Raw genomic sequence first — 20,996 nt, 5'->3', positions numbered from 1 at the left:
CGACACCCATATCAATCTTGGACAGAGCGGGGTGGCCGTTGCTCTGCTCTACGGCATGCGCACCTCCCACTCCCCGCACCCCCACCGGACCCGGACCGGTGTCCTGGCGGCGCTCGCCCTCGCTCTCATGGTCCTGACGGGCTGCGGCAGCACCGACACCGGCCGCGACACCGACCGCCCCACCGCCGCCCCCGCCCCCTCGTCGGCCCACGCCACCGAGCCCGCGGCCACCACCGCCTACCTCCGGGTGGACGGCATCGACCGCACCTACCACCTCCACCGGCCCCCCACCGCCCCCGACGGCCCCCGCCCCCTGATCGTCGCCTTCCACGGCCGGAACTCCGACGCCGCTGAGCTGCGCGAGCAGACCCGCCTGGAGCGGGCGGCCGGGAAGCGCGGCATGCTCGTCGCCTACCCCGAGGGCCTCGACCACGGCTGGGGCGCCGGCACCCGCAAGACCCCGCAGCGCCCCGACCCCGCCCGCGACGTCCGCTTCGCCGAGGCGCTCGTCGCCCACCTGGTGCGCACCGAGCGGGCCGACCCCCGGCGGGTCTACGCGGCCGGCTTCTCCAACGGCGGCTCCATGGCCCTGCGCCTGGCCGCCGACCGCCCCCGCCTGCTGGCCGGCGCGGCCTCCGTCTCCGGCCAGCTCCCGACCGGCGCGGACGCCGTGCGCCCGACCGGGCGCGTCCCCGTCCTCATCGTCTACGGCGCCGACGACCCCGTACGCCCCCTGGCCGGGCTGCCGTCGCCGCCGCCGGACCCGAAGGAGCCGATCGTGCCGACGATGTCGGCGCGGGCGAGCGCGCAGGCGTTCGCGGCGGCCGGGGAGGCGGGCCCGCCCCGTACGAGCCCCGAGCGGGGCTACGACCGCACCACCTGGCGGCTTCCCGGCACCCCGGCCGGCACGGTCCAGCTGCTCGTCGTGCACGACGCGGGGCACACCTGGCCGGGCTCGGCGATGACGCCGCCGGAGGGCTTCGGCCGCACCAGCCGGGCCCTGGACGCCACCACCACGCTCCTGGACTTCTTCACCCGCTGACCCGCATCCCACCGAAAAGGACCCGCCCATGGCGACGACACCGCAGACCAGCACCTTCTCCCCCTCCCCCCGCCGCAGGTCCCGCCCCGTCGTGCGGGGCGTGGTCGCCGTGGCCGTCGTGCTCGGGGTGGTGGCGGGCGGGGCGTACGCCGCCGGGGTCGGGCCGTTCGCGGGCGGCGCGGGCGGGGACGACGGGCCCGACCCGGCGGCGATGCGCGAGGCGCGGGCCTTCCTCGCCGACTGGGCCGCCGGGCGGCTGCCGAGCGCGGCGGGGCGGACCACCCGACCGGGCACGGCCGAGCAGGTGCTCCAGAGCTTCACCGCGGGCCTGGACATCGAGAAGCCCCGCCTGACCGCGGCGGCCGAACCGAAGGAGGCAGGCGACGGCGCCCTCGCGGTCCCGTTCACCGCCCGGATGCCGATCACCGGCCTCGGGACCTGGACGTACGCCTCCGAACTGCCCCTGCGCCGGCAGGACGACGGCGGCTGGAAGGTCGACTGGCGGCTGTCGCTGGTGCACCCGCGGCTGAGCGACACGGCGAAGTTCCGCCTCGACCGCGAGGAGGCGGCGGCGCCGGAGGTCACCGACCGCGCGGGCACCCCGCTCACCGGCGAGGAGCACCCGTCCCTCGCGCCGCTCCTCGGCCGGCTGGCCGGGGACGGGGCCGGCGGCGAGGGCGGGGCGCGGGGCGCGGTCGAGCTGGTGGACCGCGCCAGCGGGGAGGTGCGGCGCACCGAGGCCGAGTTCGGCGCGAAGGCCGGGGCCGCCGCGAAGGGCGACGAGCCGGCGCGCACCACCCTGGACGCCGGCTGGCAGACCGCCGCCGAGCGGGCGCTGGGCGAGGCCGACGGCAAGAACGCGGCCCTCGTCGCGCTGCGCGTCGACAACGGCGAGGTCCTCGCCCTGGCCAACTCGCCGGCCACCGGCTTCAACCGCGCCGCCTCCGGCACGTACGCGCCCGGCTCCACCTGGAAGATCGTCACCAGCGCCGCCCTGCTGATGAAGGGGGCGGTGCGGCCGGACGACGTGGTCGACTGCCCGAAGCAGCTCGTCGTCGGCAAGGAGTTCCACAACGTGGAGACCTCCGAGCACCCCGGCGCCACCTTCCGCAAGGACTTCACGGAGTCCTGCAACACCGCCTTCATCAGCCTGCGCGGCAAGCTCGCCGACGACGAGCTGGGGCAGGTCGCGCGCACCTACTTCGGCGTCGGGCAGGAGTGGCACACCGGCATCGCGTCCTACGACGGCTCCGTGCCGGTGCCGAAGGACGAGACGGAGAAGGCGGCCTCGATGATCGGGCAGGGCCGGATCCAGGCCAACCCGCTGATCATGGCCTCGGTGACGGCCACGGCGGTCTCCGGGCGCTTCCACCAGCCCTCGCTCACGCCGGGCACGGAGGACGGCACGAGCACGCGTCCGCTGCCGGAGGGGGTGGTCGGGCAGCTGCGCGACATGCTGCGCGCCACGGTCACCGACGGCACCGCCCACGTGCTGGCCGACCTGCCCGGCGAGGTCGGCGCGAAGACCGGTACGGCGGAGGTCTCCGAGGAGCAGGACAACAACGGCTGGCTGGTCGCCCACCGGGGCAACGTGGCGATAGCCGTGGTGGTGGAGGAGGGCGTCACGGGCGGGGGCTCGGCCGGGCCGGTGATCCACAGCCTGCTGGCGGCCGAGCCGGCGGACCCGTCCTGAGGGGGGGCGGGGCGGTGGCGGGGTCGATCGGTGGCGGGGCGATGGCGGGGTCGATCGGTGGCGGGGCGGTTTCCACAGCCGCGGACGGTTCCTTTGCTCTTCCTTTACCCTGGGGGAAATCCTCTCCCGAAGGAGTCCGCGTCCCCGATGGAGCCTCCCAGTACCGTCCTGCTCCTCCTGCCCGCCCTGCTGCTCACCCTCGCCTGCGCCGTGTTCGTCGCGGCCGAGTTCGCCCTCACCACCGTCGAGCGCGGTGACCTGGAGCGAGCCGCCGCGGCCGGTGAGCGCGGCGCCGAGGGTGCCCTGAAGGCCGTGCGCGGCCTCACCCTCCAGCTCTCCGGCGCCCAGCTCGGCATCACCGTCACCTCCCTGGTCATCGGCATGCTGGCCGAGCCGTCGCTGGCGGCGCTGCTGCGCGGCCCGCTGACCGCGGCCGGCCTCGGCGGCGCCGCGCCCACGGCGGCGACGCTGCTGGGCGTGGCCGTCTCCACGCTCGTCCTCATGGTCGTCGGCGAGCTGGTCCCGAAGAACTGGGCGATCTCCCGCCCGCTGGCCGTCGCCAAGGCCGTCGCCGGTCCGCAGCGCGGCTTCACCGCCGCCTTCGGGCCGCTCATCCGGCATCTGAACGGCACGGCGAACCGCGTCGTGCGCCGCCTCGGCCTGGAGCCGGCCGAGGAGCTGGCCTCCGCGCGCGGGCCCGGCGAACTGGTCGCCCTGGCCCGGCACTCGGCCGCCGAGGGCGCCCTGGCGGCCGACTCCGCCGAGCTGTTCGTGCGCACCCTGCACCTGGCCGAGCTGACCGCGCGCCAGGTCATGACCCCGCGCGTGGCGGTACGGGCCCTTTCGGCCCACGCCACCGCCGCCGACGCGGCGGACCTGGCGCACGCCACCGGCCTGTCCCGCTTCCCCGTCCACCGGGACGGCCTGGACGAGATCGTGGGCACCGTGCACCTCCGGGACGTGCTGGCCCTGCCGCCCGAGCGGCGCGCCCACACCCCGGTCACCGAGCTGGCCACCCCGCCCCTCCTGGTGCCCGCCAGCCTGCCCGCCGACCGGCTCCTGGAGCGGCTGCGGGCCGGCCGCACCATGGCCGTCGTCGTCGACGAGTACGGCGGCACGGCGGGCGTGGCGACCGTCGAGGACATCGTGGAGGAGGTCGTCGGCGAGGTGCGCGACGAGCACGACCCGGCGGAGGTCCCCGACCTCCGGCCCGTCCCCGCCGGGCCGGACGGCCACGCCGCCTGGGAGGCCGAGGGCTCGCTGCGCCCCGACCGCCTGACGTCCATCGGCCTCACGGCGCCGGAGGGCCCGTACGAGACCCTGGCCGGCCTGATCGCCGCCCAGCTGTCCCGCATCCCGTCCCCGGGGGACACGCTCACCCTGGCGGGCTGGCACCTGGAGGTCACGTCCGTGCACCACCACCGGGCCTCCCGCATCCGCCTGACCCCTCCGGCCCCGGCTTCGGCCACCCCGGCACCGGCCGGGCCCGGCGTGCCGGCCGGTTCCGCCGGGCCACCCGCGCCCCCCGATCCCCTCGCCCCCACCGAGCGCCCACGTCCGGAGGCCGCCCGATGACCGCCGTTCAGCTGCTCCTGGGCGCGCTGACCCTCCTCACCAACGCCTTCTTCGTCGGTGGCGAGTTCGCGCTGATCTCCGTGCGGCGCAGTCAGGTCGAGCCGCGGGCCGAGGGCGGGGACAGGCGGGCGCGGACCACCCTGTGGGGCCTGGAGCACCTGTCCGCCGTGATGGCCACCGCCCAGCTGGGCATCACCGTCTCCTCGCTGGTGCTCGGCGCGGTCGCCGAGCCGGCCGTCGCGCATCTGATGGAGCCCGCCTTCGCCGCCGCCCGTCTGCCGGAGGCCCTGGTGCACCCGGTCGCGTTCGCGCTCGCCCTGACCCTGGCGACGTACCTGCACATGCTGGTCGGCGAGATGATCCCGAAGAACATCGCGCTGGCCGCCCCGGCCGCCACCGCGCTGGTGCTCGGCCCCCCGCTGGTCGCCCTCACCCGGGCGCTCCGCCCGGTCGTCCTCGGCGTCAACGCCGTCGCCAACGCCCTGCTGCGGCTGCTGCGCGTCGAGCCGAAGGACGAGGTCGCGGCCGTCTTCACCGACGACCAGCTGGCCCGCATGGTGGTGGAGGCCGGCGAGGCCGGGCTGCTCACCCCGGCCGACGGCGAGCGGCTGCGCGACGCGCTGGAGCTGGGCACCCGCCCGGTCGGCGAGATCCTCGTGCCGGTCTCCCGGATGCGCACCGCCCCGCACACCGTCACCCCGGCCGGCCTCGAGCGGCTGGCCGCCGAGGCGGGCTACTCCCGCTTCCCGGTCACCGGACCCGGCGGCACCGTCCTCGGCTACCTGCACCTCAAGGACACCCTGGGCCGCCCCGACCGCGACCGCCCCTTCCCGCGCGCGGCCCTGCACCGGATCACCCTGGTCCGCGTCGACACCCCGCTGGACGACACCCTCACCGCCCTGCGCGCCGAGGGCAGCCACCTGGCCGCGGTCACCGGCGAGGCCGGCACGGTGCTGGGCTTCGTCACCATGGAGGACGTCCTGAGCGAACTGGTCGGCCCGGCGGCCGTGCCGTCCTGACCCACACCGCGCGCCATCCCGACCGCGTCACCCCGCCTCGTCGGCCACCACCGAGTACGCGACCTCCCGCTGCGCCTCGTGCTCGGCGAGCCGTGCGGCGAGGGAGGCGCGGACGTCCTCGTAGGTGTCGGACCCGAGCGGCAGCCGCAGCGGCGTGGAGCCGGAGTCGACCAGCCGGATCATCGCGTCCGCGATCCGCTCCGCGCTGTTGGGCAGCGGGAACCCGCCGTCGAGCAGCCCCTGCCGGGTGCCGGCCGAGGGGGTGCCCGCGTACGCCGGCAGCGGCGGCGCCGTGTCCAGCGAGGCCCCGAAGCCGGTGGGCGTCGCGCCCGGCTCCACGATGGTCAGCGCGATGCCGAGCGGCGCCACCTCGCGGGCCACGGTCTCGGCGAACCCCTCGATGCCCCACTTGGCGGCGTGGTAGTAGCCGAAGCCCGGGTACGTCGTCTGACCGCCCGCCGTGGACACCTGGAGGATCCGGCCGCCGCCCTGGGCGCGCAGGTGCGGCAGCGCGGCCCGCACGACATGCATGGAGCCGAGCAGGTCGGTGTCGATCACCCGCCGGATCTGCTCGTCGGACGCCTCCTCGACCCCGGCGAAGACGCCGTAGCCGGCGTTGTTGACGACCACGTCGATCCGGCCGAGCGCGGCGAAGGCCCCGTCGACGACCTGGCGCACGTGCCCCGCCTCGGTGACGTCGAGCCGCGCCGTCCACAGGCGGTCGCCGTGCTCGGCGGCGAGGTCGTCCAGGGCGCCGGGGCGGCGGAAGGTGGCGGCGACGCGGTCACCGCGGGCCAGCAGGCGTTCGGTGAGCAGCCGCCCGAAGCCCGAGGAGGTGCCGGTGATGAACCAGGTGCCGGTCATGGGGGTTCCTTCCCTTCTGCTGGCTCGGCCTCACCCGGCCCGAGTGCCCCGCGGGGACCCCGCGTCCCCTCGTCGGCCCGACGGAACCCGCGCCGCCCCGGCACCCCCGCCGGCTCGCTCCGGACGCCCGGCGGGCTCCAGTTCCCCGGCCCGCTCCAGCTCCCCGGCCCGCCCCAGTTCCCCGGCCGCCGCCGACGCCGCCGCCCCGTACAGCTCCGTCGCCCCGCTCGCCGCCCCGGAGCGCCACATCAGGGCGTAGCCGAGCGGCGGCAGGCCCGTCACCGGCACGAAGGCGACGCCGGGACGCCCCTGGTAGTCGGCGGTGTGGGCGGCCGTCAGCAGGGCCTCGCGGCCGGCCGCGACGAGGGTCAGCGCCTCCTGGAGGCTGGTGACGGCCGACCCCCGGGCGATCTCCCGGCCGCCGGGGGCGCGGGCCGGGCGCCGGTGCTCCAGCCAGTAGCCCGGCAGGTCCCCCTCGACCGACAGCAGCGGCACGCCCGCGAGCGCCAGCTCGTCCAGCGACACGGCGGGCCGCCCGGCCAGCGGGTGCCAGGCGCCGACGGCCAGCACCCGGCCCTCGGCCAGCAGCGTGGGGCCGCGCACCACGTCGTCCTCGCGCACCGGGAAGTCGGTCAGCTGGAGGTCGTACTCGCCGCGGCGCAGCATGCCGTACGGGTCGGTCAGCGGCACCTCGCAGACCTGCACGGTCAGCCCGGGGTGCGGCTCGCGCAGCCGCTCCGCGGCCCGCATCGCCAGCTCGCCCGCCAGCGGCGTGGAGAACCCGACCGACAGGCGCCCCCGCGCACCACGCGCGGACGCCGCCGCCCGGGCCAGCGCCTCGTCGACGCCCCGGACGTGCGGCGCGAGCTCCTCCCGCAGCCGCGCGCCCAGCTCGGTCAGCGCCACGTGCCGGCTGGTCCGGGTGAACAGCGGCGCCCCCACCCGGCGCTCCATCCGCTGCACCAGCTGGCTCACCCGGGCCCGGGACAGCCGCAGCCGGTCGGCGGTGCGGCCGAAGTGCAGCTCCTCGGCGAGGACGAGGAAGCAGTCGAGCTCGGAGCGGTCCACGGGTGCCTCCGAGGGTCGGTGAGAGACCGGTGCGCCGGATCGGTAAGCCTGGCTGACCGAACGTAGCGATCTTCGCCGTTGTTCCCCCGCGCACCCCGGCGAAGGCTGGAGGCACCGGCAACGCCCCTCCTCCCGAACGGAGTCGACCATGCACCAGCGCGGGGTCCTGCTCGTCCTGTGCGGCGCGATCTTCCTCGAAGGCATCGACATCGCCATGCTCAACGTCGCCCTGCCCGCGATCCGCGCCGACCTCGGCCTGTCCACCGGCGAGCTGGGCTGGGTGATGAGCGCCTACGTGCTCGGCTACGGCGGTTTCATGCTGCTCGGCGGGCGCGCGGCGGACCTCTTCGGGCGCCGCCGGATGTTCGTCGGCTGGCTCACCGTGTTCCTGCTCTTCTCCGGCCTCGGCGGCTTCGCGAGCCAACCCTGGACGCTGATCCTGGCCCGGTTCGCCACCGGCGTCGCCGCCGCCTTCATGACCCCGGCGGGCCTGTCGATCATCACCACCGGCTTCGCCGAGGGCCCCGAGCGCGACCGGGCGCTGCTCGTCTACTCGGGCACCTCGGCGGCCGGCTTCACGGTGGGCCTGGTGGCCGGCGGGCTGCTCACCGCCGTGCACTGGCGGTGGGTGTTCTTCGCCCCGGTCGTGCTCTCCGCCGTCGTCCTCGCCGCCGCCCTCGCCCTGGTCCCCGCCGCCGCGCGGCCCGACCGCGCCGGCACCCGGGTGGACGCGGCGGGCGCGCTCACCGTCACCGCCGGCCTGGTGCTGATCGTGCTGGGCGTGGAGCGCGCGGCCCACACCGGGGCCGCGGTGAGCGCCGGCACGGTCCTCGCCGGGCTGCTGCTGCTCGCGGTCTTCGCCGCCGTCGAACGCCGGGCCGCCACACCCCTGGTGCGCCTCGGCATCCTGCGTACCGGCTCCCTGGTGCGCGCCGACCTCGCGGCGCTGCTGTTCGCGGCCGGCTTCTTCGGCTTCCAGTTCCTCCTGGTGCTCTACCTCCAGGAGCTGCGCGGCTGGACGACGCTCCGGACCAGCCTCGCCCTGCTGGTCGTCGGCGTCGACGCGGTCCTCTCCCCGACCCTGACCCCCCGCCTGGTCCGCCGCTTCGGCAACGCCCGGGTCATCACCGGCGGCCTGCTCCTCGCGGCCCTCGCCTACGGCCTGTTCCTGCCGCTCGGCCCCGACTGGTCCTACGCGGTGATGCTGCCGGGCCTGCTCTGCCTCGGCCTCGCCTTCGCCCTGGCCTACGGCCCGCTGACCATCACCGCGACCGAGGGCGTCGCGGAGGAGGAGCAGGGCCTCGCGGGCGGGCTGCTCTACACGGCCTTCCAGTTCGGCGCCGCCCTCGGGCTGTCCGCCGTCACGGCGGTGAGCGTGGCCGCCACGGACGCCGGCACCCCGGAGGGCCTGCTGGCCGGCTACCGGGCGGGCCTCCTGGTGCCGCTCGCGGCGGCCCTCGCGGCGGGCGCGGTCAGCCTCCTCGGCCCGCGCGCCCGCCGGGCCGGCGTACCGGACGTAGCGGACGCACCGGACCCGGCGGGCGACGTCTCCAGCCCCCCGGAGCCGCAGCCCTCCGGGCGGTAGGCACCGCACTCCGAGTCACACGCGCGGCCCCGTCGGCCCCGCCGGTCCCACTGGCCCCGCCGGTCCCACTGGCCCCGCCGGTCCCACCGGCACGTCGCCGCGCAGCGTGATGCGGTGCATGACGCGGTGGTCGAGGCGGGCGAGGTCGAGGCCGTGGATCTCCGCGCCGAAGTGCGGGCCGAGTTCGACGACGGGGATCGAGGCGGTGGCGGGGGTGGTGGGGCGGTGGTCGAGCAGGCTCATGGGGTGGTGTCCCTTCTCGTGGTCGGGGTCTCGTGGTCGGGGTGGTCAGGCGGCGGCGGCGCTCTTCACGGCGTGCGCGACCTCGGCCCGCAGCTCGGCGAACTCCTCGGACTCGCGCAGCTCCTCGCCGTCGACGTCCCCGCGCGGCAGGCCGATCGGCAGGTCCAGGGCGACGGCTCCCGGCCCCTTGGTCAGCACGACGATGCGGGAGCCGAGGAACACCGCCTCCTCGGCGGAGTGGGTCACGAACACCGTGGTCCGCCCGGTCTGCGCGGCGACCCGGCGCACGTCCTCCTGGAGCCGCTCCCGGGTCAGCGCGTCCAGCGCCCGCGCGATGGCGACGCGCTGGCGCTGCCCGCCGGAGATCTCCCAGGTCCGCCGCCGCTCGGTGCCCTCAAGGGGCCGACCCGGGCCAGCAACGCGGCCCGCCGCGCGCCCCGTTCGTCCCGCACGACACCGGCGTACCGCAGCGCGAGGTCGACGTTGCCGCGCACGCTGCGCCACGGGAAGAGGCGCGACGACTGGAAGACCACCCCGGCCGCGGTGCCGGGCCGCGGCTCGGCGCCGGAGACCCGCACCGAGCCGCAGGTGGGCCGCTCGAAGCCGGCGATCAGCCGCAGCAGCGTGCTCTTGCCGCAGCCCGAGGCGCCGACCAGGACGAGGAACTGCCCTGCGGGGACGCTCAGATCGACCGGCCCCACGGCGGTGACCGTCTCGCCGCCGCGCCCGTAGCGGTGGACGACGCGGTCGACCCGGATGGCGTCGGGGCCACTGCCCTTGCACAGGGCCTCACTTGACGGCATCGGGCAGCCCCTTGAGGTAGAACGCATCGCGGACGGCGTCCGCCGAGGGCGCGGCGTCGATCTGCCGCTGCCCGGCGAGGAAGGCGCCGGTGTCGCCGACGTAGGACAGCAGCCTGCCCGGCCTGCCCTCGCCGCCCAGCCAGTCGGCGGAGACGACCTGCTCGGGGGTGAGGAACACCCCCTGCGCCAGCCGCGACTTGGCGTCCGCCGCGCTGATGCCCAGCTCGGCGGCGACGTCCCGCACCGCCCCGTCCGGGTCGGACTTCAGCAGCCGCAGCGCCTCGGCCTGTGCCGTGCGCCAGCCGGCGATCGCCGCCGGGTCGCGGCCGATCAGCTCGTCGGAGACCACGGCCAGGTCGAGGGTCGGCTTGCCGGCGGCGCCGATCTCCTTGCTGCTGGTCAGCTCGGTGCCGGTCCTGCGCAGCTCGTCCAGGGTGGGCAGCCAGACGTAGGCCGCGTCGACGTCCCCGCGCTGCCAGGCGGCGAGGATCGCCTGCGGCTGGAGGTCGACCAGCTTGACCTCGGACGGCTTCACGCCGGCCGCCTCCAGCGCCGCGAGCAGGCTGTAGTGCGAGGTCGAGGCGAAGGGCGTGGCCACCGTCCTGCCGCGCAGCCCCGCGACGTCGCTCACCCCGCTGCCCTCGCGCGCCACGAGCGCCTCGTTGGCGCCGGCCACGTCGAGGATCCACGCCACCTTGTACGGGATCGGCGACGACCCGGAGATGCCGCGCGGAACGCGTGCGACGTCGCTGTCAGTGACGCCCCCTAGGGTCCCCGCATGGCGACATACCGATCCGGCTCATGACCGCCCCGGCGCACGGTCCCCTTGGGGCGACCCTCACCGCGACGGTGAAGGCGGTGCTCACCGGCACCCAGGAGCACCGCCGCGAGGCCCGCGACCTGTTCGCGAGGATGGGCTGGGACATCCTCGCCGCGACGCAGGAGGCAGGGGAGGAAGGCCGGACCGATCTGAAAGCGACCTACACCCTCATCCTTCCCCTGGCACCCGACGGCGGACGCCACCCCCAACTGCGAGCCGCAGAAGCAGTCATGCGTGTGGCGGACGACGCCCACCTGGACCTCCAGCCACTCACGGCGTCGGTGTCCGGAGCGCAACGCAAGCAACAACCTCACTGGTTCGTCCATGAACCACCTGTTCCGCAGAGTGGTCGCGTGGCTCGATGGTGGTCCGCGCAAGAACGGCGTTTCGGGTTCCACGACACCGGAACGGTCGTCTTCGGCTCGCGCGCGGAGGCCGAGGCCCTCGCCGGAACCGGCCGGGTGCGCCCACCGTTCCCGCATGGCGGCGCCCACGACCGATTGCCCAGGGTCGGTGCCGTACCAGGCCGATGCGCGGTGCTGGCGGCAGTGGCACTGAGCTGGGCCGCGGGTGCCATGGGCATTCCCCTCGCCTCGGGCCCGTGGTGGCCGGCGGTCCCGGCGATGGCCGCGTGCATCCTTCTGACGCGGTTGTCCGCGATCGCGATGCGACCGCTGGCGCGCCCAGGAGGGTGGCCGCCCTGGGCCGCCGCACTGGTCACCAGCGGAGTGTTTCTGAGCGGCACCCTCGTTCTGGTCCGAGTCCTCGGCCCCGCCGAAGCCCTGGGGGTGCACCTGCTCGTGGCGGGTCTGCTGATCGTCCCGCCCGGTATTCGACGACTGGTCGCCCTCGAGGGCGCCCGGAAGCCGTTCTTGACGGCAGCGGCCGTAGCGGTACTGCCAGTGCTGGTGACCACGCTCGGCGGTCTTGATCCGGTGCTCTTCACCTTCTACGGGGCTCAATTCGACGTCAGAGCGGAGGAGATGGACGTCGCGAAGGTCTGGCAACTCGTCGCCTCGGTGCACATAGTGCTCACCGCCTCGGCGCTGTCCCTTCTCCTCCTGTCCCTGTGGGGCTACGGCAGGTCCCTCTTCCGGGACGACACCCTCCGTCTGCTCATACCGGTTCTGGCCTTGATCGGATCCGCGGCTCTCGTCCTGCCCTGGACGTGGATCGTCGCGGACCACGCCGAGGCGTCGGGTCGGGCCGCCGTACAGCAGTGGCGAGCGGGGCATGTGCCCGACCACTACTTCGGTGCCGAACCCGAACCCGTCTGCGTGTCTCCCGTCGTGCCCGCGCACGATCTACCGCTGTACGGGCATCGGCTGGATCCTCGGCAGGTGTACGGCGCCTTCGGCGTGGTCGACGGGGAGGTGACACTGTGGGATCCCGCGTCGGGTGACGCCTTCTCGGTCGCCTCGGACAGCGTCCAGGTCCTTCCGGCGGGCGGCGGCGAGCCCGGTTCGGCGATACCCCGTACCTGTGACTCGCGCGACTGACCGACCTCGCGTGCGCAGGAACTGCCGGCCGGCCGTCGCGCCGGCCGGTCCGCTCGTCGCCCTCACCGACGCCTCCGCAGCGAGGCGTCGGTCAGCGCGGGCGGCTCGTAGAACGTCACGTCGCGGGTGACGTCCGTGCCCGGCGGCACCACCTCGTCGACCCGGTCCAGGACGGCGGGGTCGAGGGTGACGTCGACGCCCTCGAGGAGCCCGGTCAGGTGGTCCATCGTGCGCGGCCCGATGATGACCGAGGTGACGGCCGGGTGGCTGCGGACGAAGGCCGTGGCGAGGACCGGCAGGGTGACGCCCGCCTCGGCCGCCACCTTCCTCAGCTCGGTGACCGCGGCCAGCTTGGCCCGGTTGCTGGGCAGGTCCATGTCGAACAGGGCGTCGACCATGCCGGAGCTGCCCCGCCGCGAGGTGCGCGGATCCGCCCCGTCCGGGCCGCCGTACCGGCCCGACAGCCACCCGCCGCTCAGCGGCGACCAGGTGAGCACCCCGACCCCGTGCCTTTCCGCCACCGGCAGCACCTCCCGCTCGATGCCCCGGGCCAGGATCGAGTACGGCGGCTGCTCGCTCCGCGGGCGCACCAGGCCGCGCCGCTCGGCCGTCCACTGCGCCTCCACCAGCTCGGAGGCCGGGAAGGCGGAGGTGCCGTAGGCGCGGATCTTGCCGGCCCTGACCAGGTCGGTGAGGGCCGAGAGGGTCTCCTCCAGATCGGTCTCGGGATCGGGCCGGTGCACCTGATAGAGGTCGATCCAGTCGGTGTCGAGGCGGCGCAGGCTCTCCTCCACGGCCCGGGTGATCCAGCGCCGGGAGTTGCCCCGCCGGTTGGGGTCCTCGCCCATCGGGTTGTGGAACTTGGTCGCCAGGACGACGTCGTCGCGTCGCCCCTTGAGGGCCTTGCCGACGATCTCCTCGGACTCGCCGGCCGCGTACATGTCGGCGGTGTCGACGGTGTTGATCCCGGCTTCCAGCGCGGTGTGCACGATGCGCACGGCCTCGCCGTGGTCGGCGGTCCCCCAGGCGCCGAGCATCATCGCGCCGAGGGTGAACTCACTGACCTGGATGCCGCTGCCGCCGAGTGTGCGGTACCTCATGATGACGGGCCCTCCTTCGCGGGTTCGCGTACGGCACCCACCCTCGGCCGCCGCGCGCCCGGTAACCAGATCCGGCCCAGCCGGGGTCCACCAGGACCAGGCTCCCGGGGGACGGGGGCACGGGGATCCGACGGGTTCATCGAGACTCGACGGGGTCACCGGGACCCGACGGGTTCATCGGGGCCCGATTCCCTGGACCGGATATTCCGGACCGGGTGGCCGGCGCCGGGTGATACTGGGCCGCATGGTGGACGCGCACTCCGAACTCGGACCCTTCCTCAAGGGGCGGCGGAGCGCCCTGTCGCCCGCCGAACTCGGGCTGCCCGAGGGCGCGGGCCGGCGGCGCCGGGTGCGGGGCCTGCGTCGCGAGGAGGTGGCCCAGCTGGCCGGGGTCAGCGTGGACTACTACACCCGGATCGAGCAGGGCAGGGCGACGGCGGTCTCGGCGGAGATCCTCGACGCGGTCGCCGGGGCCCTGCGGCTGACCGCCGACGAGCGGCGCTACCTGCACAACGTCTCCCGGCGTCCGCACGCCGAGGGCGGGGCGTGCGTGCCCCCGCCGACGCCGAGGCAGCGGGTCAGGCCGCAGGTGCGGGCCCTGCTCGACGGCATGGACCCCACCCCGGCCCTGGTCCTGGGCGAGGGCCTGGACGTCCTGGCCTGGAACCGGGCGCTCGGCCGGCTGTGGCCCCTGCTGGACGGCCTCCCCGAGGAGCGGCGCAACCTCGCCCTGATGATGTTCCTGGAGCCCGCCGCCGAGCAGTTGCACGCCGACGCGGAGGCCGTGCGCGAGCAACTGGTCGCGGGGCTGCGGGCCGAGTCCGGGCGGCACCCGGACGCGCCGCGGCTCTGCGCGGTCCTGCTGGAACTGCGCCGCCTCAGCCCCGGGTTCGTCGCCCTGTGGGAGGACCGGGCGGTCGCCGAGAAGCGCACGGGCCGGCACCGGCTGCGCCATCCGGCGGTGGGCGAACTGGACTTGGGCTACGAGAAGTTGGTCGTGCCCGGGGAGGGGCAGGACGACCAGGTGCTGATGGCGTACGTCGCGGAGCCCGGCTCCCGGTCGGAGGCGGCGCTGCGGGTCGTGGTGGCGGACGGGGCGCTGGTCTAGCCCCGGACCGGACCAGACCGGACCGGGTTCAGCGGACGGGGAACCCGAAGGTCCACCCCTGCTCCTTCAGCCACGGCAGCACGCGCCGCAGCGCCGCCACCGTCTGGGAGCGGTCGCCGCCCGCGTCGTGGAAGAGCAGCGTCGGCCCGCCCGCCAGCTCCCGCTCGACGGTGGCGACGATGGCGTCCGTGCCCGGCCGCTCGAAGTCCTTGGTGTCGACGTTCCAGCCCAGGGGCCGCATGCCCCGGGAGGCGGCGAGCTTGCGGCTGTAGGGCGTGAACGCCCCGCCGGGAGCCCGGTAGTACATCGGCCGCACACCCCCGGACGCCTCGGTGATCATGCGCTCGGCGTCGAGCATCTCCCGCGACTGGTAGGCCGGCGGCTTCTTGTCCATGGCGGTGTCATGCGACACCGTGTGGTCGCACAGCCGATGCCCCTCCGCGACGACCTTCTTCACGAGGTCGGGGTGCGCCTTCGCCTGCGTCCCCACCATGCAGAAGGTGGCCTTGACCCCGTACTCCCGCAGCACGTCCAGGACTTGGGGCGTCCACACGGGGTCGGGGCCGTCGTCGACGGTGATGTTGACGCCCCGCGCGCCCTGGTCGGAGGCGTGCACGATGGTCACCCCGACCGGCTTCACCGCCTTCTCGGACCCGGCCCGCGCACTCGCCGTCGGCGCCGGGGACCGGCCCGCGGGACCGGCCTGCGCCGTCCACACCGAGGCGCCGGTGGCGAGCATCGTCACCCCGAGCGCCGCCCCGAGCACCTTGCCGTACCAGCCCCGCCCACCCGCGTGCCGCGCCATGTCCGCCCCGCCTTCACGCCGTCGCCCGTCGACCCCGTTCGAAGTGGGGCCACTTGGGAGGATGCCGGGCGGCGGCACGGGGCTGCGTCCGTTACAGACCGCGGACCATACGGAAGGGGTACGCCGACACCGTCCGCCGCGGCGGAACCGTCGCGCGCGATGAGATGGCTCACAGAAAGAGTGCGGCCTACGCGCGCAACTGTTCACGCACGGCCCCTTTGTCCCCCTGCCCCGGCGGCATGGCCCCCGGCCGCGCCAAGCACCGCCCGTGGCCCGGATCACGCAGGTCATACGATCACCGGAGCGCCGTACCGCGTGACCACCCCGCGACCACGACGCCCCCACACCTTTCAGCCGCCGTACCGCCACCCGATCAGGGGTCCATGTGAAGATGCGCCATGTTCTCGCCACCGCCGTCGCCGCCGCGGTGACCGCCCCGGCCCTGCTCCTCTCGGCGGCACCCGCCTTCGCCGACGAGAAGCCGGCCGCGCGGACGCAGGAGGCGAAGCCCACCATCGAGGAGCTGCGGCAGGCCGTCGACCGCGCGCAGAAGGCGTACGACGCCTCGGTCACCGCGGTGGCCGACGCCATCACCCTCCTCAAGGAGGGCATGGAGGCGGAGACGTACCCGACCACGGCCGCGGTCATCGCCGCCAAGAAGACCGCAGCCGCCGCCGCCCAGGCCAAGACGGAGGCCGACCAGGCCGTCGTCGACGCGCAGGCGAAGCTGGACGCCGCCACGACCGACGAGGACAAGGCGGCGGCGCAGACCGTACTGGACAAGGCCGAGACGGCCGCCCAGGAGGCCGCGGAGGCGAAGACGGCCGCCGACGCCGGGGTCACCGAGGCGGAGACCGCCCACGACGACGCCCGCGTCGCCCAGTCCCGGAAGATCGGCCTGCTCCAGAAGGCGCGGGACGAGGCCAAGGGCACGCTGGACGACGCAAAGAAGGCGCTCGAGGACGCCGAGGCCGGCGGAGGCGAGGAGCCGGGCGGCGACTGCGTCCCCGCGCCGAAGCTCACCGTCGGCGTCAGCGGGCTGCCGGACCGCGTGACCGGCGGGAGTACGACGACCTTCACCCTCCGCGTCACCAACGGCACCGGCGAGAAGCTGGACGCCGTCTACCCGTACGTGTTCGTCAGCGCCTTCGACGACGAGGGCGTCAAGGACCTCGGCTCCTACCTCGACCTGGAGTGGTCCACCGCCGCCGACCCGACCTGGCGCGACGCCGATGGCCTTGAGGGCACGTCGGTCGGCTCGTTCGCGCCGAAGGGCTCGGTCGACGTCAAGCTGCGCCTGAAGGCCGCCGCCGACGTCCCGGCCGGGCAGGGGGCCGCGAACGTCAGCGCCGACTACATCAACGAGGACGGCTCCTGCGGCGGTTTCCCGGACCTCGACGGCCAGATCTTCCAGATCGTGCCCAAGACCGGCACCACCACGCCCGGCACGACGACCCCGGGCGGCGCCTCCGAGACCCCCGCGCCCCGCCCCGGCACCGGCAACACGGCCACGGAGCAGGGCGGCAGCGCCACCACCCCGGTGACGCCGGTGACCCCGGTGACGGACACCACCGCCTCCACCACCGGCGCCCTCGCCGACACCGGCGCGAGCGACGCCCTCCCCAAGACCGGCCTGGCAGCCGCCGCGGCCCTCGTCCTCGGCGCCGCCACGATGCTCGTCAGCCGCCGCCGCAGGGCGAACGCCGACGCCTGACGGCCCGACGCGAAGGCGCCGCCCGCTGCCGGGCGGCGCCTTCGCGTCTGCTTGCCTACTTGCTGACGGCGAACCGCATCAGGGCGTGCTCGTCACCCTGCTTGACCTTCCCGGTCTCGTTGATGACCTCCAGCTTCCAGGTCCCGCCCACCCGCACGGCCTTGGCCACCGCGCACCCGTTGTCCTGGCTGAGCAGGCTGGGCCAGATGTCGGCGACCTGCTGGGTGCTGCCCCCGGTGGCGTCGTACACCTTGAAGCTGATGTTGCGGGCCTTCTGGAAGGAACTGCCCTTCTTGTAGGCGGCGGCGACGAACACGATCGACGTGATCGGCGCGGGCAGCCGGGCGAACTCGACGGTCACCGTCTCGTCGTCCCCGTCGCCGTGCCCGGTCTGGTTGTCGCCGCTGTGCAGCAGCGACCCGTTCCCCATCGGGTCGAGCGAGTCGAGGCCGGCGAGCCGCACCGGGTCCCCGCCCTGCATCGCGACGGCGATCAGATCGAGGTCGGTGCCGGTCTTGCGCCGCAGCTTCCCCATCACGCCGCCGCTGCTGCCGGCGGTCGGATCCCAGGAAACCCCGATGGACAGGTGCGTGACGCCGTCCAGATCGGCGGGCCCGTCTTCCTTGGTCAGCGTGATCATGCCCGAATCGCCCTCCGTTGTTACGCACGTGACTACAGCCCAGAGTCTGCCCGCCACGCCGGACGCCCCGCAGGGCGGGGTCCCGACCCGGCGGTCAGAGCCGGTCGCCGAGCACCGCGAGCCCGGCGATGAGCCCGACGAACGCCAGCACGGCGAGCGCGCAGACGATCAGCACCAGCCAGCCGGTCAGGATCCCGGCCAGGGCGATCCCCCGCCCGTCCCCGCCCAAGCGCCGCCCGCGGAACCGCCCCACGTGCCCGACCGGTATGGCCGCCAGCGCGCACAGCACGGCGAACCCGATGAAGACACCGGGGTTGATCCAGGCGATCCCGGTGGCGAAGTTCCCGAGGAAGGCGACGGCCGCCAGCGCGAGGAACCCACTCACCTTGGCGGGCCGGTTCCGCGTACTTGCCGCCACCCTCCCGGACACCTCGCTCGCCCCGCCCACGTCCCGCACCCGGCCCCCTTCACCACCCCGTAGGCCGCTCAGGCTAGCCGACCGGCCTGGTCACGTTCTGGAGACCGCTGCCGGGCGAGTGATTCCAGGACACACGGGAACCCTTCGCGCTGTGGGCAGCGAACACATGACCGACCGTTCGGCGATCCCGGCCGGCCTGCGCCGACTCGCCGAGGAGGGCCGCCCGCCCTCCGAGGCTGCGCGGTGGGCGATGCGGGAGATGGGCGACGACTTCGGGGTCTTCGCCCTCATGGCCCACTTCTTCACCGTCTACCACGTCCCGGTGGAGCGCCTCCGAGAGCTGGACCGCTGGGCGGGCCTACCCACCGCGGGCCCTCTCACGGACCCGGAACTGGACGCGGCCATAGGCCCGCTCACGGTCCGCGAAACACCGCTGCCCTATCGCAGGGCGACGTAGTCCCCGGTCGACGACTTGGCCCCGGAGGTGGTGTTCCCGTAGTACGTCCACCGCCACGTCCCCGGCCGGGTGGCCTTCACCGTGGTCTTGAGCGCCCCCGAGCTGCTCGACATCACCTTCTTGACCGTCGTGTACGAGGCAGCGCCCGCCGCCTTGAACTGCAGGTACACCGTGCGACCCCCGTACCCCTGGTACGTGTGGGTGTCCCAGTTCGCCCGCGTGACCCCGCCGGTCACGGTGATCGTCTTCCCGGCCACGACCGGCTCCGGCGAGGCGTTGACGGTGAGGCGGGTGGCCCGCTTCAGCTGCAGGGGGATGTGCAGGTCGTCGATGTCGTAGGCGTCACCGGCGAGGAAGACCTGACCGACAGCCTTCCAGGTCCCGGCGTCCTCGTTCCCGAAGTCGATGTGCCGCGGGTCGATGTACAGCCATTCGTCGAAGTCGCAGACGCCGTTCGCCCTGTCCACCACCTTGCAGTCGCTGGTGATCACGGTGTTGTACAGCCCACCGACGCCGCTCCCTCGCCAGGGGAACACCATCGGCCCCCCGTCGTACCTGAGTTTGGTCGTCATCCGGAAGGCCGCCCGCACCTCGACCTCCTCCTTGACCCCGACCACGATCGCCTTCCCACCGTTCACCGAGACCCGACTGAAGGAAACCCCACCCTCGGCCGCCCCGGCCGGCACCGCACCCACCCCCGAGAACACAGCCACCGCCCCCGCGGCCACCAGCACTCTCCACATCGCCTTCCCCATCCCCAAGCCGTCCTTCCCACCCCTACAAGCCCACACCGAGCGCACGAACGCCCCGGCCGAAGTCCCTCTCCACATGGGCAACAGTGGGACAGCGAGCACCGGTTCACGGTTGTACGTCCCACGACAACATTTCGATCACCACGGCACCTCGCCCCCGGGGTTGCGACTACGGCAGGCCGATCAGAGCCGACTCGCGCACTCGCACCCCGCTATGCCACTTTAAATGGCATACTCGGAGTGTGACTGACGACGACGTTGACTTCCCGCCCGGCGACGGCCCCACCAGCGGCATCTCCGTCACCTTGACCGCCGGAACTCTTCAGGCCATCCGTGAGCGGGTCGGCAAGCGAGGTGTCTCGGCCTACCTGGAGAAGGCGGCCCAGCGGCAGATCGAGCGCGACAACCTGGACGAGTTGATCGCGGACTTCGACAAGGTGCACGGTCCGGCCGACCCCGAGGCGGTGGCGGCCAAGCGTGCCCGGCTCACTGGAGGCGCCACGGACGCAGGGGTGGCCGCGTGAGTGGTGTCCTGGTTCTGGACAGCGAGGGCCTGGCAAAGGCCGTACAGCGGGATCGGGAAATCCACGAGTGGCTGACGGCGGCTCGTGACGCGGACATGCCCGTCATCACCTCGGCGGCCGTGTTGGTCGAGGTGATCCATCCGAAGATCAACGACGCCGCACTGAAGTGGACCCTGTCCCGCCTGAGTGTCGAGCCCGTGAGCCAACCTGTCGCGCAATCCGCTGCCGCCTTGCTGCGGGCAGCGGGGCTGCACGGCCACAAGTACGCCATCGACGCCATGTTGTGCGCGACCGCCCTGCAGCATCCCGGCCGGGTGACGATTCTGACTTCGGACGTGGAAGACATCGCGCTGCTCACCGCCGACCATCCGCGCCTGAACGCCGAGAAGGTCTGAGCCGCGACGCCTTGAGACGACTGAGGGCCCAGGTCATCGACCTGGGCCTTCTTCATGGAGCGGGTGACGAGAATCGAACTCGCGCGGCACAGATCGCACGACCATCACTGTCCCTGTCAAAAGGGCTCCGCCCCAGCCGATCAGCCGAGGTAGGGCCGCTCACGGTGCTCCAGGAAGTGGCGGATCCGGAGGCGTTGCGTGTGGTGCATCGGCAGCTGATCGATCTCCTGCGGCTGGACGAACCGCAGCTCCGTTGACTCGTCCGAGATCGCGAGCCGGCCCCCGACCACACGGGCGGTGAAGCAGACGTTGAACTGCCTGCGCACCTCACCGTCCGAGTAGGCGATGATGTGGCGCGGGTCGGTGTAAGTGCCCACGAGCCCGGTGATCTCCACGTCCAGTCCGGTTTCTTCCTTCACCTCGCGGACGGCCGTTCCTGGCAGTGAGTCGGTCATCTCCATGCCGCCACCAGGTAGCGCCCACAGATCGTTGTCCCTGCGACGTTGAAGGAGTACGCGCCCTTCGTCGTCGGTGACCACAGCGGACGCGGCAACCACCAGGCTGTTCGGCTCCGGTGCCGCTGGGTCGTCGTAGTACTCGGTCCGTGCCATGGTCACCCTTCTCGTACCGGCGTCGCGGTTTCGGGAGTGCCCTAGGCGTTCACGCCCCAGACATGGGCATTGACCAGTGCTTGGTCATCCGCACGATAGATCGAGTTGTAGAGCGTGGTGGCATGGGTGCGCACCTCGATGCCAGGTACTGCGGCAAGTGAACGGCCGGCGTGGCCGCGGTGACACGAACGATGACCCGGGCCGGGCAGCTACCAGCACTCCGAGGAGGCACGGCAGCAGGAGGTCGCGGGGATGATCGAC

20 protein-coding genes and 3 pseudogenes are annotated in these 20,996 nt (G+C 74.0%); 11 read left to right on the top strand and 12 right to left on the bottom strand.

What is annotated here, in order from left to right:
• Positions 1-55: 55 nt before the first annotated feature.
• The 4 genes from ACGFZL_RS04380 to ACGFZL_RS04365 all read left to right on the top strand — a co-directional run bounded on the left by ACGFZL_RS04380 (position 56) and on the right by ACGFZL_RS04365 (position 5,329).
• Positions 56-1,042 (top strand): alpha/beta hydrolase family esterase, encoded by a 987-nt coding sequence (locus ACGFZL_RS04380; protein WP_393689131.1) that lies wholly within the window; start codon positions 56-58, stop codon positions 1,040-1,042.
• Between the two features lie 28 nt (positions 1,043-1,070).
• Positions 1,071-2,735, top strand: a complete 1,665-nt coding sequence (locus ACGFZL_RS04375) for a penicillin-binding transpeptidase domain-containing protein (protein WP_393689129.1) — start codon at positions 1,071-1,073, stop codon at positions 2,733-2,735.
• Between the two features lie 147 nt (positions 2,736-2,882).
• Positions 2,883-4,310 (top strand): hemolysin family protein, encoded by a 1,428-nt coding sequence (locus tag ACGFZL_RS04370; protein WP_393689127.1) that lies wholly within the window; start codon positions 2,883-2,885, stop codon positions 4,308-4,310.
• A complete protein-coding gene (locus ACGFZL_RS04365) occupies positions 4,307-5,329 on the top strand; it encodes a hemolysin family protein (protein ID WP_393689125.1) in 1,023 nt (340 codons plus the stop codon). The genes ACGFZL_RS04370 and ACGFZL_RS04365 overlap by 4 nt, the downstream gene beginning before the upstream one ends.
• 27 nt (positions 5,330-5,356) lie before the next feature.
• Here ACGFZL_RS04365 and ACGFZL_RS04360 read toward each other — a convergent pair whose 3' ends face one another.
• The gene (locus ACGFZL_RS04360) at positions 5,357-6,193 is read right to left on the bottom strand and encodes an SDR family oxidoreductase (protein WP_355168012.1); all 837 of its coding nucleotides are present in this window, start codon (positions 6,191-6,193) and stop codon (positions 5,357-5,359) included.
• Positions 6,194-6,223: 30 nt separating this feature from the next.
• Positions 6,224-7,261, bottom strand: a complete 1,038-nt coding sequence (locus ACGFZL_RS04355; RefSeq protein ID WP_393689122.1) for a LysR family transcriptional regulator — start codon at positions 7,259-7,261, stop codon at positions 6,224-6,226.
• A gap of 148 nt (positions 7,262-7,409) precedes the next feature.
• On the opposite strand from ACGFZL_RS04355, the gene ACGFZL_RS04350 reads away from it, so the two are divergent.
• Positions 7,410-8,846 carry an MFS transporter gene (locus tag ACGFZL_RS04350; protein WP_393689120.1) on the top strand — a complete coding sequence of 479 codons (1,437 nt, stop codon included), beginning with the start codon at positions 7,410-7,412 and terminating at the stop codon, positions 8,844-8,846.
• A gap of 15 nt (positions 8,847-8,861) precedes the next feature.
• Here ACGFZL_RS04350 and ACGFZL_RS04345 read toward each other — a convergent pair whose 3' ends face one another.
• The 3 genes and pseudogenes from ACGFZL_RS04345 to ACGFZL_RS04335 form a co-directional block, all read right to left on the bottom strand.
• The gene (locus ACGFZL_RS04345) at positions 8,862-9,089 is read right to left on the bottom strand and encodes a hypothetical protein (protein ID WP_393689118.1); all 228 of its coding nucleotides are present in this window, start codon (positions 9,087-9,089) and stop codon (positions 8,862-8,864) included.
• Between the two features lie 45 nt (positions 9,090-9,134).
• Positions 9,135-9,892: pseudogene (locus ACGFZL_RS04340) on the bottom strand (ABC transporter ATP-binding protein).
• A pseudogene (locus ACGFZL_RS04335) lies at positions 9,879-10,622 on the bottom strand (ABC transporter substrate-binding protein); the annotation flags it as partial. The pseudogenes ACGFZL_RS04340 and ACGFZL_RS04335, both read right to left, overlap by 14 nt.
• 71 nt (positions 10,623-10,693) lie before the next feature.
• Between ACGFZL_RS04335 and ACGFZL_RS04330 the strand changes: the two are divergent.
• Positions 10,694-12,211 (top strand): hypothetical protein, encoded by a 1,518-nt coding sequence (locus ACGFZL_RS04330; protein ID WP_393689116.1) that lies wholly within the window; start codon positions 10,694-10,696, stop codon positions 12,209-12,211.
• A 62-nt stretch (positions 12,212-12,273) separates the two neighbouring features.
• Here ACGFZL_RS04330 and ACGFZL_RS04325 read toward each other — a convergent pair whose 3' ends face one another.
• Positions 12,274-13,311: an aldo/keto reductase gene (locus tag ACGFZL_RS04325; RefSeq protein ID WP_393689114.1), complete on the bottom strand. Its 1,038-nt coding sequence runs from the start codon at positions 13,309-13,311 to the stop codon at positions 12,274-12,276.
• Between the two features lie 244 nt (positions 13,312-13,555).
• On the opposite strand from ACGFZL_RS04325, the gene ACGFZL_RS04320 reads away from it, so the two are divergent.
• Positions 13,556-14,419, top strand: coding sequence for a helix-turn-helix domain-containing protein (locus tag ACGFZL_RS04320; RefSeq protein ID WP_393689112.1), 864 nt, complete (start codon positions 13,556-13,558; stop codon positions 14,417-14,419).
• A 28-nt stretch (positions 14,420-14,447) separates the two neighbouring features.
• On the opposite strand, the gene ACGFZL_RS04315 is transcribed toward ACGFZL_RS04320, so the two are convergent.
• Positions 14,448-15,224 carry a polysaccharide deacetylase family protein gene (locus ACGFZL_RS04315; RefSeq protein ID WP_393689110.1) on the bottom strand — a complete coding sequence of 259 codons (777 nt, stop codon included), beginning with the start codon at positions 15,222-15,224 and terminating at the stop codon, positions 14,448-14,450.
• A 391-nt stretch (positions 15,225-15,615) separates the two neighbouring features.
• On the opposite strand from ACGFZL_RS04315, the gene ACGFZL_RS04310 reads away from it, so the two are divergent.
• Complete coding sequence (locus ACGFZL_RS04310; protein ID WP_393689108.1) at positions 15,616-16,938, top strand: peptidase; 1,323 nt, start codon at positions 15,616-15,618, stop codon at positions 16,936-16,938.
• Positions 16,939-16,993: 55 nt separating this feature from the next.
• Here the strand turns inward: ACGFZL_RS04310 and ACGFZL_RS04305 are convergent, their stop codons facing one another.
• Positions 16,994-17,578 (bottom strand): TerD family protein, encoded by a 585-nt coding sequence (locus tag ACGFZL_RS04305; protein ID WP_355167996.1) that lies wholly within the window; start codon positions 17,576-17,578, stop codon positions 16,994-16,996.
• Between the two features lie 94 nt (positions 17,579-17,672).
• Complete coding sequence (locus ACGFZL_RS04300) at positions 17,673-17,996, bottom strand: DUF4190 domain-containing protein (RefSeq protein ID WP_355167994.1); 324 nt, start codon at positions 17,994-17,996, stop codon at positions 17,673-17,675.
• 151 nt (positions 17,997-18,147) lie between these two features.
• Between ACGFZL_RS04300 and ACGFZL_RS04295 the strand changes: the two genes are divergently transcribed.
• A complete protein-coding gene (locus ACGFZL_RS04295; RefSeq protein ID WP_393689104.1) occupies positions 18,148-18,453 on the top strand; it encodes a hypothetical protein in 306 nt (101 codons plus the stop codon).
• On the opposite strand, the gene ACGFZL_RS04290 is transcribed toward ACGFZL_RS04295, so the two are convergent.
• Positions 18,435-19,208: a hypothetical protein gene (locus ACGFZL_RS04290; RefSeq protein WP_393689592.1), complete on the bottom strand. Its 774-nt coding sequence runs from the start codon at positions 19,206-19,208 to the stop codon at positions 18,435-18,437. The two genes, ACGFZL_RS04295 and ACGFZL_RS04290, sit on opposite strands and share 19 nt — an antisense overlap.
• Positions 19,209-19,447: 239 nt before the next feature.
• Between ACGFZL_RS04290 and ACGFZL_RS04285 the strand changes: the two genes are divergently transcribed.
• Together ACGFZL_RS04285 and ACGFZL_RS04280 are read left to right on the top strand one after the other, a co-directional pair.
• The gene (locus tag ACGFZL_RS04285; RefSeq protein ID WP_393689102.1) at positions 19,448-19,729 is read left to right on the top strand and encodes a hypothetical protein; all 282 of its coding nucleotides are present in this window, start codon (positions 19,448-19,450) and stop codon (positions 19,727-19,729) included.
• Positions 19,726-20,124 carry a PIN domain-containing protein gene (locus tag ACGFZL_RS04280; RefSeq protein ID WP_393689100.1) on the top strand — a complete coding sequence of 133 codons (399 nt, stop codon included), beginning with the start codon at positions 19,726-19,728 and terminating at the stop codon, positions 20,122-20,124. The genes ACGFZL_RS04285 and ACGFZL_RS04280 overlap by 4 nt, the downstream gene beginning before the upstream one ends.
• A gap of 140 nt (positions 20,125-20,264) precedes the next feature.
• Here the strand turns inward: ACGFZL_RS04280 and ACGFZL_RS04275 are convergent, their stop codons facing one another.
• Both ACGFZL_RS04275 and ACGFZL_RS04270 read right to left on the bottom strand, forming a co-directional pair.
• A complete protein-coding gene (locus tag ACGFZL_RS04275) occupies positions 20,265-20,735 on the bottom strand; it encodes an NUDIX domain-containing protein (RefSeq protein WP_393689098.1) in 471 nt (156 codons plus the stop codon).
• A 44-nt stretch (positions 20,736-20,779) separates the two neighbouring features.
• A pseudogene (locus tag ACGFZL_RS04270) lies at positions 20,780-20,899 on the bottom strand (XRE family transcriptional regulator); the annotation flags it as partial.
• Positions 20,900-20,996: the final 97 nt, after the last annotated feature.

Origin of the sequence: Streptomyces sp. NPDC048182 (genome assembly GCF_043202555.1) — a bacterium.
Classification (GTDB): Bacteria; Actinomycetota; Actinomycetes; order Streptomycetales; family Streptomycetaceae; genus Streptomyces.
This window is presented reverse-complemented; position numbering and strand designations above follow the sequence as displayed.

Excerpts from the sequence above, each read along its gene's own strand:
- ACGFZL_RS04380 (WP_393689131.1), top strand. The coding sequence starts at position 56 with ATGCGCACCTCCCACTCCCCGCACCCCCACCGGACCCGGACCGGTGTC.
- ACGFZL_RS04375 (WP_393689129.1), top strand. The coding sequence starts at position 1,071 with ATGGCGACGACACCGCAGACCAGCACCTTCTCCCCCTCCCCCCGCCGC.
- ACGFZL_RS04370 (WP_393689127.1), top strand. The coding sequence starts at position 2,883 with ATGGAGCCTCCCAGTACCGTCCTGCTCCTCCTGCCCGCCCTGCTGCTC.
- ACGFZL_RS04365 (WP_393689125.1), top strand. The coding sequence starts at position 4,307 with ATGACCGCCGTTCAGCTGCTCCTGGGCGCGCTGACCCTCCTCACCAAC.
- ACGFZL_RS04360 (WP_355168012.1), bottom strand. The coding sequence starts at position 6,193 with ATGACCGGCACCTGGTTCATCACCGGCACCTCCTCGGGCTTCGGGCGG.
- ACGFZL_RS04350 (WP_393689120.1), top strand. The coding sequence starts at position 7,410 with ATGCACCAGCGCGGGGTCCTGCTCGTCCTGTGCGGCGCGATCTTCCTC.
- ACGFZL_RS04345 (WP_393689118.1), bottom strand. The coding sequence starts at position 9,089 with ATGAGCCTGCTCGACCACCGCCCCACCACCCCCGCCACCGCCTCGATC.
- ACGFZL_RS04330 (WP_393689116.1), top strand. The coding sequence starts at position 10,694 with ATGACCGCCCCGGCGCACGGTCCCCTTGGGGCGACCCTCACCGCGACG.
- ACGFZL_RS04325 (WP_393689114.1), bottom strand. The coding sequence starts at position 13,311 with ATGAGGTACCGCACACTCGGCGGCAGCGGCATCCAGGTCAGTGAGTTC.
- ACGFZL_RS04320 (WP_393689112.1), top strand. The coding sequence starts at position 13,556 with ATGGTGGACGCGCACTCCGAACTCGGACCCTTCCTCAAGGGGCGGCGG.
- ACGFZL_RS04315 (WP_393689110.1), bottom strand. The coding sequence starts at position 15,224 with ATGGCGCGGCACGCGGGTGGGCGGGGCTGGTACGGCAAGGTGCTCGGG.
- ACGFZL_RS04310 (WP_393689108.1), top strand. The coding sequence starts at position 15,616 with ATGCGCCATGTTCTCGCCACCGCCGTCGCCGCCGCGGTGACCGCCCCG.
- ACGFZL_RS04305 (WP_355167996.1), bottom strand. The coding sequence starts at position 17,578 with ATGATCACGCTGACCAAGGAAGACGGGCCCGCCGATCTGGACGGCGTC.
- ACGFZL_RS04290 (WP_393689592.1), bottom strand. The coding sequence starts at position 19,208 with ATGGGGAAGGCGATGTGGAGAGTGCTGGTGGCCGCGGGGGCGGTGGCT.
- ACGFZL_RS04275 (WP_393689098.1), bottom strand. The coding sequence starts at position 20,735 with ATGGCACGGACCGAGTACTACGACGACCCAGCGGCACCGGAGCCGAAC.